The organism is Polaromonas sp. CG_9.7 (assembly GCF_015752205.1).
In the GTDB taxonomy this organism is placed as follows: Bacteria; Pseudomonadota; Gammaproteobacteria; order Burkholderiales; family Burkholderiaceae_C; genus Polaromonas.
In genome coordinates, this window is record NZ_JADOVG010000002.1 from 319004 (window position 1) to 335411 (window position 16408).

General features: G+C 59.8%; 12 protein-coding genes. 10 read left to right on the forward strand and 2 right to left on the reverse strand.

Going from position 1 to position 16408, the window contains the following annotated elements:
- Nucleotides 1–43 precede the first annotated feature (43 nt).
- Nucleotides 44–5821: an Hpt domain-containing protein gene (locus tag IWX87_RS03515; RefSeq protein WP_196862125.1), complete on the forward strand. Its 5778-nt coding sequence runs from the start codon at nucleotides 44–46 to the stop codon at nucleotides 5819–5821.
- Between the two features lie 59 nt (nucleotides 5822–5880).
- Here IWX87_RS03515 and IWX87_RS03520 read toward each other — a convergent pair whose 3' ends face one another.
- Nucleotides 5881–7353 carry a deoxyribodipyrimidine photo-lyase gene (locus IWX87_RS03520; protein WP_196862126.1) on the reverse strand — a complete coding sequence of 491 codons (1473 nt, stop codon included), beginning with the start codon at nucleotides 7351–7353 and terminating at the stop codon, nucleotides 5881–5883.
- A gap of 129 nt (nucleotides 7354–7482) precedes the next feature.
- On the opposite strand from IWX87_RS03520, the gene IWX87_RS03525 reads away from it, so the two are divergent.
- The 6 genes from IWX87_RS03525 to IWX87_RS03550 all read left to right on the forward strand — a co-directional run bounded on the left by IWX87_RS03525 (nucleotide 7483) and on the right by IWX87_RS03550 (nucleotide 12321).
- Nucleotides 7483–8073: a YqgE/AlgH family protein gene (locus IWX87_RS03525; RefSeq protein WP_196862127.1), complete on the forward strand. Its 591-nt coding sequence runs from the start codon at nucleotides 7483–7485 to the stop codon at nucleotides 8071–8073.
- Nucleotides 8066–8533, forward strand: coding sequence for a Holliday junction resolvase RuvX (gene ruvX / locus IWX87_RS03530; RefSeq protein WP_196862128.1), 468 nt, complete (start codon nucleotides 8066–8068; stop codon nucleotides 8531–8533). Before IWX87_RS03525 ends, ruvX begins: the two co-directional genes overlap by 8 nt.
- Complete coding sequence (gene pyrR / locus IWX87_RS03535) at nucleotides 8530–9048, forward strand: bifunctional pyr operon transcriptional regulator/uracil phosphoribosyltransferase PyrR (RefSeq protein WP_196862129.1); 519 nt, start codon at nucleotides 8530–8532, stop codon at nucleotides 9046–9048. Before ruvX ends, pyrR begins: the two co-directional genes overlap by 4 nt.
- 27 nt (nucleotides 9049–9075) lie before the next feature.
- A complete protein-coding gene (locus IWX87_RS03540) occupies nucleotides 9076–10038 on the forward strand; it encodes an aspartate carbamoyltransferase catalytic subunit (RefSeq protein WP_196862130.1) in 963 nt (320 codons plus the stop codon).
- 196 nt (nucleotides 10039–10234) lie between these two features.
- Nucleotides 10235–11530 (forward strand): dihydroorotase, encoded by a 1296-nt coding sequence (locus IWX87_RS03545; RefSeq protein ID WP_196862131.1) that lies wholly within the window; start codon nucleotides 10235–10237, stop codon nucleotides 11528–11530.
- Nucleotides 11531–11583: 53 nt separating this feature from the next.
- Nucleotides 11584–12321, forward strand: a complete 738-nt coding sequence (locus tag IWX87_RS03550; RefSeq protein ID WP_196862132.1) for a 1-acyl-sn-glycerol-3-phosphate acyltransferase — start codon at nucleotides 11584–11586, stop codon at nucleotides 12319–12321.
- A gap of 50 nt (nucleotides 12322–12371) precedes the next feature.
- Here IWX87_RS03550 and IWX87_RS03555 read toward each other — a convergent pair whose 3' ends face one another.
- Nucleotides 12372–13511 (reverse strand): ABC transporter ATP-binding protein, encoded by a 1140-nt coding sequence (locus tag IWX87_RS03555; RefSeq protein WP_196862133.1) that lies wholly within the window; start codon nucleotides 13509–13511, stop codon nucleotides 12372–12374.
- A gap of 110 nt (nucleotides 13512–13621) precedes the next feature.
- Here IWX87_RS03555 and IWX87_RS03560 point away from each other — a divergent pair, with 110 nt between their 5' ends.
- From IWX87_RS03560 to IWX87_RS03570, 3 genes are all read left to right on the forward strand, one after another.
- The gene (locus IWX87_RS03560) at nucleotides 13622–15247 is read left to right on the forward strand and encodes an iron ABC transporter permease (protein WP_196862134.1); all 1626 of its coding nucleotides are present in this window, start codon (nucleotides 13622–13624) and stop codon (nucleotides 15245–15247) included.
- Nucleotides 15248–15419: 172 nt separating this feature from the next.
- On the forward strand, nucleotides 15420–15641 hold the full coding sequence (locus IWX87_RS03565) for a CsbD family protein (protein WP_196862135.1): 222 nt from the start codon (nucleotides 15420–15422) through the stop codon (nucleotides 15639–15641).
- A 69-nt stretch (nucleotides 15642–15710) separates the two neighbouring features.
- A complete protein-coding gene (locus IWX87_RS03570; RefSeq protein WP_196862136.1) occupies nucleotides 15711–16280 on the forward strand; it encodes a hypothetical protein in 570 nt (189 codons plus the stop codon).
- Nucleotides 16281–16408: the final 128 nt, after the last annotated feature.

Here is a 16408-nt window from a genome sequence, read left to right on the forward strand (position 1 = left end):
TGCAAACACCGATTCCTGAACCTGCCTGTTATTTATGCACTCCATGGTCACGAATTCAATTTCTACCAAACCCGATGCTGTTGTGAGTGACTTGGGCCCACTGGCTTGGGTTCTCCGCGAACTCTGCAAATCAATGGAGGCCGCAACCAAGGCGCTCAAGCGATTTGTCAAAGCGGCTGAAGCCACACGTGGTTCTGATCTTGGTGCGGCGGACACCACCCAGCTACGCGCTGCCCGCCAGCAACTCCATCAGGCGGTTGGGGTGCTGGAGGTGATTGGTCTTGTAGAGCCTGCCATGGTGGTCCGCGCCATGGAAGCCGCTGTACAAAAGTTCCTGCAGCAGCCAGAGCTGTGCAGCCAGGAGGCGATTACGAAAATTGAGTGCGCCAGCTTTGCGCTTACAGAATATCTAGAAGGCGTACTGGCCGACAAACCCTTTTCAGCTGTGTCCCTGTTTCCTCAGTACCGCAATGTTCAGGAACTTGTGCGAGCCGAGCGCATTCATCCGGCGGATTTGTGGTCTTATAACTGGCGCTGGCTTGAGCTGGAAGTGACTCCAGTAGACGCGCATGCCTATGCAGACAATGCGCGCGATACGCTTGACAAAGCTGTTCTCCAGCTGATCAAGGGCAAGGCTCCACAAGCTGCCGCCAACTTGAGGGATATGAGCCTTGGATTTGCAGCAGGGCAGACCCAGCAGCATCCGAGGATTTTTTGGCTGCTTGCGGCCGGGTTTTTTGAGGCCATTGCCCATACCCTGCTGGGCTCCGACCTCTATGTCCGGCGCGCCACTTCCCAAGTTCTTTTGCAATATGCCTCTTTGTCGCGAGGCGAGGCCGTCATCCCGGAGAGGTTGGTCCTGGATCTGCTGTTCTTTTGCTCACAGGCGGTGTCTGGCCGCCCCAGTGATACACCCGTGCTTTCGGCGGTGCACTTGACCTACGGACTGGCCCGTTACAAGCCCGTGGACTATGAACTGGTTCAGTTTGGACGTTTTGACCCGACACTGCTCGCACAGGCACGCAAGCGTATTGCTTTGGCCAAGGATGCTTGGTCCGCGCTATGCGCCGGCGAAAGTACAAAAATCAAACAGGTCGCTGACCAGTTCAACTTGGTGATTGATTCGCTGCGAAAACTTCATGCAGGCAGTGAACTGCTTGCGCAGGCCTTGTCTCAAGTGACTGAAGCAACGGCACGCGAAAAACAGGTGCCAGTTATAGCGTTGGCGATGGAGGTTGCGACTTCCATGCTCTATATTGAAGCTGTATTCGATGACCTGGACCCTTCCGATCCGCAACTGGCAATTCGGACTGCCAGTTTGGCAAGGCGGCTTCAGGGTGTCATTGATGGTGGGGGACCGCAGCCACTGGAAGGCTGGATGGAAGAGTTGTACCGCCGTGTCAGTGACAAGCAGACCATGAGTAGCGTAGTGAGCGAACTGCGCGTTGCGTTGGCCGGGATTGAAGACTCGCTCGATCTGTTCTTTCGGAATTCCCAAGACAAGGGTCCTTTGCAAGCATTACCGGGGCAGTTGGCGCAGATGCGCGGTGTGCTGTCGGTGCTGGGCCTTGACCACGCTTCCCGGGCTGTTTTGCAAATGAAGGCTACTGTCGAGCAAATGCTTGACACCGAGATCGACGATCACCAAGTGCGCGCGGCAGGAACCTTCGAGCAGCTGGGCAACAATTTGGGGGTCTTGAGTTTCCTTATCGACATGCTTAATTACCAGCCAGCATTGGTCAAAAAACTGTTTTTTTACGATGAGGAAAAAAACCAGCTGACATCCTTGATGGGACATTCGCCAAGTGCCGGTGATGCCGCTCTGAACATCGCCGTGAATAGTGAGCAGGTTTCATCCGACTTTGTCCATGCTGTGCCCAAGGACGAAGACAAGACTTTTCACTTGATGGCTGACGGGCAATTTGACGGGATGTCAGATGTGGGTGGCATGGTCGCGCCGCTGGAAAAATTTCAATCGTTGGCGTTAGAGAACGATGCCGTATTCCAGTTGCCAGCTGAACCAGTCGCATTGACCGATACTGAAGCCATTGAGATGCCATTGGCTTCAGTGGCCCTTGACACTCCAATGGGCATCGATTTCGAAGAAGATGATTTGCGTGACATCTTTCTTGAGGAAGCCAGGGAAGTCGCTGGCCATGCTGTGCTGGCAATTGCAATGCTGGAAAGCCAGCCCGAAGATCTGGAGCAACTGGCAGTATTGCGACGAGCCTTCCATACACTCAAGGGCAGCGCCCGAATGGTCGGGTTAAACGAGTTTGGTGAAGCTTCCTGGGCGATGGAGCAATTGCTCAACAGCTGGCTGGCCGACCAGAATACAGCGAACAGCGAATTCCGTGCCTTGTGCGGCGATGTCATGGCGGGTCTTGCGCGCTGGATCGAAGATATCGCGGCCAACCAAGACAGCGCGTGGTCAGCCCTTTCATTTTGCATCAGTGCTCAGACACTGCGCACGGAAAAGCGTTACCTTGCCCTGGGCTTCACGGGTCAGTCAGGTCCTGTGTTTGAAATGCCTTTCCCATACGATGTAAATGTCGCGGAAATTCCCCTTCAGGCCGTGACTGGTTTTGAGCATGATCACATGCCTGCCCAAAAAGTCGATCCAACTCCTGCCGGTATGGAAGAACTGCATTACGACAGCGTTTCCCCCAAATCCTCCGAAAGCAGTGTGGCGACTGCCGTCGCGAGTTTTGTCTATTTGCCCGTTGTTTCCGATGCAGGACACCAGTCGCAAACTGTTCCCGGTTTTTCCGCAGACGACAGCATCATCACGCAGGAAAAAGTGCATACAAGCGCGCTGCGTGCCGAGAAGGAAAGAGAAGATGATGCAATCAAGGTCATTGATGGATTGCGCATAGGCATTCCGCTTTACAACGTTTATTTAAATGAAGCTGACGAATGGTCGCGCCGCCTTGCCAGTGAACTGGCTGAATGGTCACTTGAAAAGCATCAGCCTATCAGTGCGTCGACCGTGGCGCTTGCCCATTCACTTGCAGGAAGCTCGGCAACAGTGGGCTTTCTGGCCTTGTCCGATCTGGCACGTGCACTGGAACATGCGCTTGAAAATTCGCATAATCATCACATCCATGGTGCCAACGCCTATGGTGACCTGTTCATCGAGGCCTCCGAAGACATACGCCGCTTGTTGCACCAGTTTGCAGCCGGCTTCCTGCGTCAGCCCCTGCCTGGCATTCTTGAACGATTGGCAGGGCTTGAGTTTTCTGACTCGGTTATTGAGCAAACATACGACGATGGGCGTGAAGGCTTTGATGATTTGATGCCGGTAGATGCGGCGGGCGTGCTCTTGCCCACTGATCGTTCGGTGTCTGGTCTTGACAGAACCATTAGCCAGGCCATGTATGACGATGTCCATGATGACATTGATGCCGTCGATGTGATTGACCTGGACCTTTTCCCTATTTTTGAAGAAGAATGCGGCGAACTGATGCCTCGGTTGAGTTCGGCCTTGCGTCAATGGGCACAAACACCCTCTGATGCCGCCCCTCGATCGGAAATGCTGCGCGTGCTGCACACCCTCAAAGGCAGTGCTCGCCTTGCCGGTGCGATGCGCCTCGGAGAGATGGCTCACCGAGTAGAGTCCGAACTTATCTCTATCGGCTCGCAAGCGCCTGCCACCCAGGAGTTTGAATTCCTGCTGACCCGTTTTGACGGTATGCAAAATTCATTTGAAAGCTTGCGTCGTATCAACGCTGCTTCGTCGCAGGGGATACCGACCCAGACTGAAACTGTGGCGGTCATGCCTATTGAACCAGAGCCGCAGGATATCCATGTTTTCCTGTCCGAAAATGATGCTGAGGAGAATGATGCTGAAATTTCCCCCTCCATCGACAGAATGCGTGTTGCTAACAATGCCAACGCCTCTGTCGGAGAAATTGAAATTCCCGGTCCGCAAGCCATGGTCATGCAGCCCTTGCGGCAGGCTGCCAATGCCAGCATACGGGTGCGCACCCAGCTGCTCGACCGGATGGTTAACCAGGCCGGTGAAGTCATGATCAGCCGTTCACGCCTTGAGGCAGAAGTCGGACAATTGCGCATCTCCCTGACGGATATGACAGGAAGCCTGACGCGCTTGCGGCAGCAGTTGCGGGACATTGAACTGCAGGCTGAAACCCAGATGCAGTCGCGTCTGGCGCTGGCGAAGGAAGACAAGGCAGGCTTCGACCCGCTGGAGTTCGACCGCTTTACCCGCGTGCAGGAATTGACCCGCATGATGGCCGAGTCGGTGAACGACGTCGCTACCGTGCAGCGCACTTTGCAGCGCACCATTGAAGCCACGGAAGACGACCTCGTCGCCCAGGGCCGCCAGGCACGTGAACTGCAACGCGATTTGCTGCGAACCCGGATGGTCGAGTTTGAAAGCGTTTCCGAGCGGCTGTACCGCGTGGTCCGGCAAACGTCCAAGGAAACCGGCAAGCAGGTGCGCCTGGACCTGCATGGCGGCAACCTCGAAATGGACCGGGGCATTCTGGACCGCATGATGCCTGCTTTCGAGCATCTGTTGCGCAACTGCCTGACGCACGGCATCGAAGTGCCACAAGTGCGCGCCCGGGCTGGCAAGGAAGCTGTGGGTCTGATCACCATTCAGCTTCGCCAAGAGGGCAACGATGTCTCTGTACAGTTGGGTGACGACGGCGCCGGGCTGGACTTGACTCTTATCTGTGCGCAAGGCATTAAACAAGGATTGATAACAGCCAGCCAGGATACCGATGATGAAGCCACTGCCAACCTGATATTTCTTCCTGGGTTTTCAACAGCGCAGGAAGTGACCGAACTGGCTGGACGTGGCATCGGCCTGGACGTGGTGCGCAGCGAAGTGATATCGCTCGGAGGAAGGATAAAGACCTCGACAATCGCAGGCAAAGGCACGGAATTCACCATGGTGTTGCCGCTGACCACAGCGGTGACGCAGGTGGTGATGATTCGCGCAGGGAGTATGTCGGTCGGTGTGCCCGCCAATGTGGTGGAAACCGTACGTCGCGCAACTGCCAGCGAACTCGAACAGGCTTACCGCTCCGGCATGCTTGATGCGGGCGGCGAATCTGTGCCATTTTTTTGGTCAGGCGCCTTGCTTCAGGCCTCGCATTTCAGCAGCGAGACCCAGGCCAAGACCGCGGCCGTCGTTGTTTTCAGAAGCGCCGCCCAGCGGATTGCCATGCACGTCGACGAGGTGCTGGGCAACCGCGAAGTGGTGGTGAAGAACCTTGGCCCCCAGCTGTCGGGACTGCCGGGACTGACAGGCATGTCGATGCTGCCGTCCGGAGCCGTGGTGCTTATCTACAACCCGGTGGCTCTTGCTGCTGTTTACGGCCAACAGGCACGGACATGGAGCGAAGATTATCTGGAGAAGGGCGCCGGTCATGCGACAGGCAATCTGGCACCGCTGCTGGCTGCGCCACGAACCCCGCTGATTTTGGTGGTCGATGACTCCATCACCGTGCGCCGTGTGACCCAGCGTCTGCTGCTGCGCGATGGTTACCGGGTGGCCATGGCCGCCGACGGCCTGCAGGCGCTGGAGCGTCTGCAGGAAGAAATTCCGGCCGTGGTGCTTTCAGACATCGAAATGCCGCGTATGGACGGGTTTGACCTGGCGCGTAACATTCGGGCCGATGACCGCATGAAAGGCCTGCCGATCATCATGATCACGTCGCGCATTGCGGGAAAACACAACGAATACGCTGTGGAATTGGGTGTTAACCACTATTTGGGCAAGCCTTATTCCGAAGAAGAATTGCTGCGCTTGATCCGGCAATACTGCACGGTGCCAATCGCTTTGGCAGCTTAAAAGGTCTTTTCCGCATACTGGGTATGCGTTTATTGCTATAAAAAAATAGCACTCAGGCGTCAGGCTTTTTTCACAACAGCGTAGCGGTCCAAGGTCTGCGACCGTGCTTTTGCGTGGTCGACCAACGGCATGGGGTAATTGCCGCCCAATGCCACGTCTGCGGCCATCAGTTCCACCGGAGACGCCAGCCAGGGGTTGTGCACCGCAGCTTTTGGCAGTCGGGCCAGCGCCGGCAGGTACTTGCGGATGAACTTTCCGTCCACATCGAACTTTTCGCTCTGACTGACGGGGTTGAAGATGCGGAAATACGGCTGGGCATCGCAGCCGGTGCTGGCAGCCCATTGCCAGCCGCCATTGTTCGAGGCCAGATCAAAATCGTTCAAATTTTCGGCAAAGTAACGCTCGCCCCAGCGCCAGTCGATGCCCAGGTCCTTGACCAGGAAGCTGGCTGTCACCATGCGCAGCCGGTTGTGCATGTAACCGGTCTGGTTGATCTGGGCCATGGCGGCGTCGACCAGCGGGTAGCCGGTCCGGCCTTCGCACCAGGCCACGAAAAGCGACTGCGCCTTTTCTCCCTGTTCCCATTGAATCGCGTCGTACTCGGGTTTGAAGGCACTGCCCACCACGTGCGGATAGTTGGCCAGGACCTGAGCGTAAAAGTCTCGCCAGATCAGTTCGGACAACCATGTGGCCGCGCCTTCGTTGCCTGTTTGATGCGCCATCGCGACGGACGCCAGTTTTCGGATGGAGACAGTACCGAAGCGCAAATGGACGCTGAGGTAACTGGGCCCACGGACGGCGGGAAAGTCGCGGGTTTCGCGGTACTTTTCCATTCGGCCCAGGAAGTCTTCAAGCAGCGCATTGCCGCCCTGGCTGCCCGCCGGTAGCTTGAGCGTTGAAAAATTCGTGACTTCAAAGCCCAGTTCGGCCAGCGACGGCACCTCACGGGCTTCGCTTGCAGGCAGCGGCGCCAATGCGGCGCTGTAAGCTTCAACCTGATAAGGCTTGAGGTAGAACGCATCCACCTTTTTCAGCCAGGCATTCTTGTAGGGCGTGAACACGCTGTATGGTTTACCGGCCAGTGTCAACACTTCCTGGCGTTCAAAAATGACATGGTCCTTGAAGGTGTGAAACGCCACGCCCTGACCTTCGAGCACCGCTTGCACCCGGGCGTCGCGCGCCAGGCTGTAGGGCTCGTCGTCGTGGTTGGAGAACACGGCATCGGCCGACAGTTGTTGCGCCAACGCGGGCAGGGCGGTGCTTGCCGCATCGTGCCGCACCAGCAAACTGGCGGGGGCCGCTGCTTCATTGGTGCACAGTTGCGCCAGCTGGCCATTCAGGTCCACCAGTGACTCCCTAATGAATTCCACGCGCCGGTCTGCCCTGGGCAACGCATCCAGAATGGACTTGTCAAAAACGAAGGCGCAGTACACCTGTTCACACGATTTCAGCGCATGGTAGAGCGCCGCATTGTCCTCAGTCCGCAAATCCCGCCTGAACCACATCAGTCCTGTCTTGTATTTTTTGTGCATGCGGCCAATGGTAGTGAAAACCAGCCAGATCTGCCGGCATGCCTTTTGACGGAGGAGATTGGAACGGAAGGCGGATTACTTGCCCTAGGTATGCTTCGCCTGTGGCAGGTGAACGCGTAAAATCCCCGGATGGCCACGGAACCCACCTCTTCAATCAACCTCACGCACCACTTTCTCATTGCCATGCCCGGGCTGGAGGACGAAGGCTTTGCGAAAAGCGTGATTTACATGTGCGAGCACAGCGAGCGGGGCGCACTGGGCCTGATCATCAACAAGCCCAGCGACATCAATGTCAAGGGTTTGTTCGACAAGGTCGAGCTGCCGTTGCGTCGCGAAGACCTGACGACAACGCCTGTGTTTCAGGGCGGGCCGGTGCAGACCGAGCGCGGCTTCGTCCTGCATGAGTCCATGATGCCTGGCAACGAATCGGTGTACGCCTCGACCATGTCAATTCCGGGCGGACTGGAAATGACGACCTCCAAGGATGTGCTCGAAGCCCTGTCCACTGGCGCCGGTCCACGCAAGGTGTTTGTCTCGCTCGGCTATTCGGCCTGGGGGGAGGGGCAGCTCGAATTGGAGCTGCTCGACAACAGCTGGCTGACGGTGGCCGCCGATTTAGGCCTGATCTTTGACACGCCGGTTGAGGAACGCTACGACAAGGCGCTGAAGCTGCTGGGCCTTGAAAGCTGGATGATTTCTCCTGTTGCCGGACATGGATGAACCGCAAACGCTAGCGGACCCCGATGGTTTTCAGCCACCTGAGCCACGGGCTGCCGTGCCGCATCCCGTGGCGCGCCTGCAGACCTTCCTGGCCTTCGATTTCGGGCTGAAGCGCACCGGCGTGGCTTCGGGCAACAGCCTGACCCGCACAGCGTCGCCGCAGGCCACCATTGCCGCCGAAGGCGTCGCGCGTTTCCCGCTGATCCAGGCGCGCATCAAGGAATGGCAGCCCGATGCATTGGTGGTCGGCGTGCCATTTCACCCCGATGGCGCCAGCCACGACAATACCCTGCGCGCGCGAAAGTTTGCGCGCCAGTTGCATGGCCGTTTTAACCTTCAGGTGTTCGAGGTCGATGAGCGTTACAGCACCACCGAGGCCCTGGCCGGCGGCGCAAAAGATGCCGATGCCGCGTCGGCCTGCATTATTCTGGAACAATTTTTAAGGAGCCTTCCCCCATGAGCAGTCTGGTCCTTGACGCCGAGGCGCTGTATGCCGATCTGCTGCGCGGCATGCGACAGCAGCTGGCCGCTTCGCCTCAGCCGCCACGCCTGGTGGGGGTGGCTTCGGGCGGTGCCTGGCTGGCAGAGCGCCTGAAAAAAGACCTGGGGATGAACGAAGACATTGGCATCTTGTCTTCGTCCATGCACCGCGATGACTTTTCGCAGCGTGGAATGTCTTCCAGCGGCCAGACGGTATTGCCCTTCGATGTCAATGGCGCACACCTGATCGTCGTTGATGACGTGCTATACACCGGCCGCACGATCCGCGCCGTGCTCAACGAACTGTTCGACTATGGCCGGCCCGCCAGCGTCAGGCTGATGGTGCTGGTGGACCGTGGCGGGCGTGAGTTGCCGGTGCAGGCCGACCTGGCCGTGGCACGCGTCACCCTGCCGGCTTCGCAAACACTGGAACTGGCCCGCACCGACGACGGCCGGTTCCGGTTTCGCCTCCAGGCTATTCAATCCCCCGCCTGATCTGAAAGTGCAAGAGGAACCCAACGCGTGTTGTACCGACGAAATCCCCAACTCAACAAGAACGGCGAGCTGATCCATCTGCTGTCTACCGAAGGCCTGTCCAAAGCCATCCTGACCCAGATTCTGGACACCGCCGCCAACTTCGTGTCCGTCAGCAACCGCGAGGTGAAAAAAGTCCCGCTGCTGCGCGGCAAGAGCGTGTTCAACCTGTTTTTTGAAAACTCCACCCGCACCCGCACGACGTTTGACATTGCCGCCACGCGGCTGTCAGCCGACGTGATCAACCTGGACATTGCCCGTTCGTCGGCGTCCAAGGGCGAGTCGCTGCTTGACACCATAGCCAACCTGAGCGCCATGGCAGCCGACATCTTCGTGGTGCGCCACAGCGAGTCGGGCGCGCCTTACCTGATCGCCCAGCATGTGGCGCCGCATGTGCATGTCGTGAATGCCGGCGATGGCCGCCATGCACACCCGACGCAGGGCCTGCTCGACATGTACACCATCCGACATTACAAGAAGGACTTCAGCAACCTCACGGTCGCCATCGTCGGTGACGTGCTGCATTCCCGCGTGGCGCGCTCTGACATCCACGCACTGACCACACTGGGCTGCGCTGAAGTGCGCGTGGTCGGCCCCAAGACCCTGGTGCCGTCCGACATGGCGCAGATGGGCGTTCGCGTCTGCAACACGCTGGAGGAAGGCATCAAGGACGCCGACGTGGTCATCATGCTGCGGCTGCAAAACGAGCGCATGACCGGCGCGCTGCTGCCGAGCAGCCAGGAGTTTTCGAAAAGTTTCGGCTTGACCCCTGAAAAGCTGCAACGGGCAAAACCGGACGCCATCGTGATGCATCCCGGCCCGATCAACCGGGGTGTGGAAATCGACTCGGCCGTGGTCGATGGCGCGCAAAGTGTCATCCTGCCGCAAGTCACGTTCGGCATTGCGGTGCGCATGGCCGTGATGAGCATCGTTGCAGGGAATGAATCTTGAGCCCCCACGGTCGCCCACTGCGTGTGGCTTCCTGCCCACCGAGGGGGCCGCTGCGCCTGCAGTCCGGCAAAGCCGGCCCTGCGGCCCCTGCTGGTTTGGGGAGATGTGGGCTGCTATGCATGCAGCGGTGCGGCTTCGCCAGGGTCGGCTTGTTGTCTGTACCCGCGTTTTCATTTTTCACAGCTGAAAAAATTACATGAAGCTTCTGATCAAAAACGGCCGTGTCATCGACCCGGCCACTGGCTTCGACCAGATTGGCGACTTGGCGATTGCTGCGGGGCGCATCGTCTCGCTGAACGGTGGACTGACCGATTTCACCCCGAACAAGACCCTCGACGCGACGGGTTGCATCGTTGCCCCCGGCCTGATCGACCTGTCGGCGCGGCTGGGCGAGCCTGGCCATGAGCATGAAGGCATGCTGGAAACCGAACTGGCCGCAGCGGTGGCCGGTGGCGTGACCAGCCTGGTGTGTCCGCCCGACACCGACCCGGTGCTTGATGAGCCCGGCCTGGTGGAAATGCTCAAGTTCCGTGCCGAAAAAATGCACCAGTCACGTGTCTTTCCCTTGGGCGCCCTGACCCGGGCGTTGAAAGGCGAGTCCCTGACCGAGATGGTCCAGCTGACCGAATCGGGCTGCGTGGGCTTCAGCCAGGCAGAGGTGCCGCTTGCCAACACGCAGGTGCTGATGCGCGCCTTGCAGTACGCCGCCACGTTCGGCTATTCGGTCTGGCTGCGTCCGCAGGAGGTTCATCTGGGCAGGGGCGTGGCCGCCAGCGGGGCGCTGGCCACGCGGCTGGGGCTGAGCGGCGTTCCTGTGGCTGCTGAAACGATTGCCCTGCACACGATTTTTGAACTGGTGCGCGCCACCGGGGCGCGCGTCCACCTGTGCCGCATCAGCAGCGCAGCCGGCGTGGCGCTGGTGGCCCGTGCCAAGGCCGAAGGCCTGGACGTGACCTGCGACGTCAGCATCAACAGCCTGCACCTGACCGATGTGGACATTGGCTACTTCGACAGCCGGATGCGCCTGGACCCGCCGCTGCGCCAGCAGCGCGACCGCGATGCGCTGCGCCTGGGGCTGCTTGACGGTACGGTCGATGCGTTGGTGTCAGACCACACGCCGGTCGGCGCGGATGCCAAGACCCTGCCGTTCGCCGAAGCTGAGGCCGGTGCCACCGGTCTGGAACTGCTGCTGGGGCTGGCCTGCAAATGGGGCCTGGAGAGTGATGCGGGCATGTGCCGGGCGCTGGCTGTGCTGACCAGCGAACCGGCGCGCATCCTTGGCCCTGCACTGGGCACGCTGCAAGCCAGCGCGGGCCGGCTGGTCAAGGGCGGCGTGGCCGATGTCTGTGTGTTTGATCCTGCCAGCGAGTGGACGGTCGAGCCTGCTGCCTTGCGCAGCCAAGGCAAGCACACACCGTTTTCCGGGCACGCCCTGCCAGCTGCGGTTCGCTACACCCTGGTCGGCGGGCAACTCGCTTTCGAGCGCGGCTGAGCCATGCCTGCCGGCTGTTTTCCTCTGGCCGGCAACGAATCTGCAGGCGCCTGATGCGGCGCATCCGGGCTTGCTGGCGTTTGCTGCGCGTTTTTTTGCATATCCTGGCCGGTCTGTGGATTGCCGCCGTGCGCCTGCCGCGCCTGCAGCCGGTCGCCCAAAGCGCCCAGGTTCAGGTCTGGTCCCTGGCGCTGCTGGGCCATATCGGCATTGCGCTCGAAGTTCGCGGCCAGCCGCCTGTTTTGGGTCCGGTGCTGCTGGTGGCCAACCACATTTCCTGGCTCGATATTCCGGTGATGCACGCTGCGCGGCATTGCCGCTTCGTTTCCAAGTCCGACATCAAGGACTGGCCGCTCGTCGGCACGCTGGCCACGGCGGCCGGCACGCTGTACATCGAGCGCTCTTCGCGCCGTGATGCCCTGCGCGTGGTGCAACTGATGCGCGATGCCCTGCTGACAGGCGAGGTGCTGGCGGTGTTCCCCGAAGGCACCACCGGCGATGGCTTGAGTGTGCTGCCTTTTCATGCCAACTTGCTGCAAGCCGCTGTGTCGGCCGATGCGCCAGCCCAGCCCGTGGGCCTGCGCTTCATTGACAAGGCCAGCGGCCAGCCCAGCCACGCGCCAAGCTATGTGGGGAGCGACACCTTGCTGGGTTCGATCTGGCGCACCTTGTCCGCCCCGCCAATCGTGGCTGTGGTGCATTACGGAGAACCCGAACAGGCTGCAGGGCGCGACCGGCGTGCCTGGAGCGCGCAGTTGCGCAGCAGCGTGGACGGCCTGCGTCGGGGCTGAGGCCTTGCCTGCGGGAGGGGTCTGAAAGGAGTCCCTCGGGCCTGGCTGACTTATGCTACTGAATTAATAGCAGGAAAAGCATGATTGGTATGCGCAAAAGGCATATTTTTTTGAGGATTTTCCTCTATTTCGCGTACAAAGGTCACCACGTGGTCCATTTCAGCGCGAATGCCCACCCATTCGCCGATTGCATGGTCATGGTGGCTGGGCACATGGGCCAGCAATGCTTCGCCGCTGGCCAGCTGCATGGTGTACAAAAATTCTGAACCACGAAACGACTTGCGGATGATCCGGGCTTTCACCGGCGCGTTGTCGTCGTGCACGATGTCGTCGGCGCGCAGCAGCACGTCGCATTCGCCGCCCGGGTAGCTCGACGGCAGCGGGCATTCGTCCCGCCCGACCAGGTCGCCCAACGGGGTGCGCGCCACCACGCCGCTTTCCTGGTGCATCAAGGTGGCCGGCACAAATACGCCATGGCCGATGAAGTCAGCGACGAAGCGCGTGGCCGGCCGGTGGTACAGCGCATAGGCGTCTTCCCACTGGTGCAGGTGGCCTTCATGCATCACACCAATACGGTCACCGATGGCAAAAGCCTCGAGCTGGTCGTGCGTCACAAACAGGGCAGTGGCGCCCGCCGCTTTCAGAATGCCGCGCACTTCATGCGCCAGCCGTTCGCGCAGATCGACATCGAGGTTGGAAAACGGCTCGTCCAGCAACAGCAGGCGCGGCCCTGGGGCCAGCGCCCTGGCCAGCGCCACGCGTTGCTGCTGCCCGCCTGACAACTCGTGGGGAAAGACCTTGTGGGCATGGCCCATGCCGACCAGTTCCAGCACCTCGTCAACGCGCCTGCCGCGAGCCGAAGCGCTCAGGTGGTTCAGGCCGAAGGCCACGTTGCGCGCCACGTCAAGGTGCGGAAACAGCGCGTAATCCTGGAACACCATGCCGATCTGGCGCGACTCGGGAGGCAAGTGACACTGCGGGCTGCTGACAATTTGTCCAGCCAGCCGGATGCTTCCTGCCTGGGCGCGTTCCAGCCCCGCCACGGCGCGCAGCAGCGTGGTCTTGCCGCAGCCCGATGGCCCGATCAGCACGCCGATCTCGCCGGCCTGCAAATTAAAGGACACGCCATCGACCGCCGCATGGCGGCTTTTTGCGTAATGCACACCGAGTTGGGAGACTTCGAGAAACATGGGTTGATTGTAGATGCTTACAATTCTCATTTGCAGTAACTGGCTGCAGACACCACGGCGCGAGCGGGCAAGGCAGGAGCCGGCCGGCAGCAGCCTTCCATCGGGTTTCAATGTTCCGCCGACTCTTTTTTCGCTTTGTTCCTTCCGCATTTTTGCTGCTGCTTGTAGCATTCCTGACGCTGCCGGTGCTGGCGGTGGCGCTGTCCTGGCTCGAATTCGACGCTGCAGCACGTTCCATCCTGACGCAGATGCTGCAGACGGTGCTGCCCGACTACACCTGGACGTCGCTGCTGCTTTGCCTGCTGGTCGGCACAGGCGTCGCTGTCGTTGGCATGGCCACGGCCAGTGCGGTCACGTTGTTCGAGTTTCCGGGCAGGCGCACCTTTGAATGGGCCTTGCTGCTGCCGCTGGCCATGCCCGCTTATGTGCTGGCCTATGCTTACACCGACTTTTTGCAATATGGCGGGCCGCTGCAAACCTGGCTGCGCACGACTTTCGGGCTGCAAGGGAGGCTGTTGCCAGAAGTGCGCAGCCTGGGCGGCGCGGTGCTGGTGTTCACGGTGGCGCTATACCCGTATGTCTATCTGCTGGCGCGCACTGCCCTGTCCGAACGTGCTGCGCATCTGATGGAAGCGGCGCGGCTGCTGGGTGCGCCGCTGTCACGGCGCATCCGCGAGGTCGCCCTGCCGCTGGCGCGGCCGGCGGTGGCGGCTGGCGTTGCGCTGGCGCTGATGGAAACGCTGGCGGACTTTGGCGTGTCCAGTTACTTTGGCATCCAGACCTTCACCGCCGGCATTTACAAAGCCTGGTTGTCAATGGACAACCGCATGGCGGCCGCGCAACTGGCGACCGTGCTGCTGGTGTTCGTGGCGGTGCTGCTGCGCATCGAGCACAGTGCCCAGCGGCGCATGCGCTTTGCCGCTGGCCGTGGCGCGCGCGCCGGTTCTGCGGACGCCGTGCCAGTGCCCTTGCACGGTGGACGTGCAGCGCTGGCCTGGGGTATTTGCGCCGCACCGATCGCTTTTGGCTTCGTTCTGCCGGTGTTGTTCATGCTGCGGCCGCTGGTGCTGGGCTGGGACAACCTGCTCTGGGACCAGTTTGCCCACTGGACGCTGAACAGCCTGTGGCTTGCAGGGCTCAGCGCCGTGCTGGCCACCGCATTGGCGCTGGGCTTGGCGTTTGCCGTGCGGCGCCAGCCTGACCTGCTGACCCGCAGCGCGGTGCAACTGGCCAGCCTGGGCTATGCCGTCCCGGGTGCGGTCATCGTCGTTGGGTTGCTGCTGCCGGTGGGCTGGCTGCAGGCGGCCGCGCCGCAAACCGGCGCCGGTTACTGGGTCACCGCCACCGTACTGGGTGTTGTCTGGGCCTACCTTGTGCGTTTCAGCGCGGTGGCTCTTCAAAGCATCCAGAGTGGCTATTCGCGCATTCCGGCCAGCTTTGACGACAGTGCCCGCATGCTCGGCACCACTGGCGCCGGCCTGCTGGCGCGGGTGCACTGGCCACTGCTTCAGCGCTCGGTAGCCGTGGCAGGCTTGCTGGTGTTTGTCGATGTGATGAAGGAGCTGCCCGCGACGCTGGTGCTGCGGCCCTTCAACAGCGACACTCTGGCCGTGGTGACCTACCAGCTGGCGCGCGACGAGCGCTTGGGCGAGGCGGCGCTGCCAGCGCTGGCACTGGTGCTGGTCGGACTGCTGCCAGTGGCTTTGTTGAGCCGCACCCTTCGCGCCAGAAAATAACCGGTCAAGGCCCAGCCCGGCTGTAGTCATCCGACTACCGGCTCAAAATCTGCCGGCCTACTTATTGGCAACCCGGCCTTGGATAGCATCTTCTTTCTGCAATCAGGGACGGTTGTCCTTGCGGCATTCTCCGGAAAGTCACGCAGAGCGACATCATCACGAGGAGAAAAAAATGAACCAAGATCGAGTGGAAGGTAACTGGCTTCAGTTCAAAGGCAAGGTCAAGGAGCAGTGGGGCAAGCTGACCGATGATGACCTTGATGTCATTGCCGGCAAGCGCGACCAGTTGCTGGGAAAAATCCAGGAGCGTCATGGCTTGACACACGAAGAAGCCGAAACCCAAGTCAACGACTGGCATGAACGCAACCCGACCAATTTTTTCGAGCGTTACTGAGTAGCCGCGTTTCAAGCGTCTGCTTCAAAATCTAAAAATCAACGTCCTCAATCTTTTCAAGGAATTATCATGAAAACCAAAATTTTGATGCTCAGCATGGCCATGTCGTGTGTTTTTGCTGGCAACGCCTTGGCGATGACCAAAGCTGAATACGACATGCAGAAAAAACAGGTCAGCGCTGACTACAAGGTCAACCGCGAAAAATGCGGCAGCCTGAAAGACAATGCCAAGGACATTTGCACCGCTCAGGCCAAAGGCGCACAAAAGGTTTCCGAAGCCGAACTCGAATCCCAGTACAAGCCAAGCGCCAAGCACACCCGCGATGTCGCGATGACCAAGGCCGACACGGCTTACAACATTGCCAAGGAACGGTGTGACGACTTGGCTGGTAACGCCAAGGATGTCTGCGTGAAGGATGCCAAGGCCGCGCAGGTGAAAGCCAGGGAAGAGGCGAAGGTTGCCCAGGCTTCCACCGATGCCAATGTCAACAAGAATGCCAATGTGAAGGAAACCCGCAAAGAAGCCAATTCAGAAATCCGCGAAGCCGATTACAAGGCGGCAAAAGAGCGTTGCGACAGCCTGGCGGGTAATGCCAAGGACACCTGTCAGGCTGATGCCAAGGCCAAGTTTGGCATGTGATGCGGTTTTAAGTGCGAGTCTGGACACTCCAGACCGCTGATGCTTATGCCTTGATGATCCCGGACTTGTGCAAACAATCCGGGATTTCTGATTTTCAATTTAGCTATTGTTTTGATAGCTTAAAACGT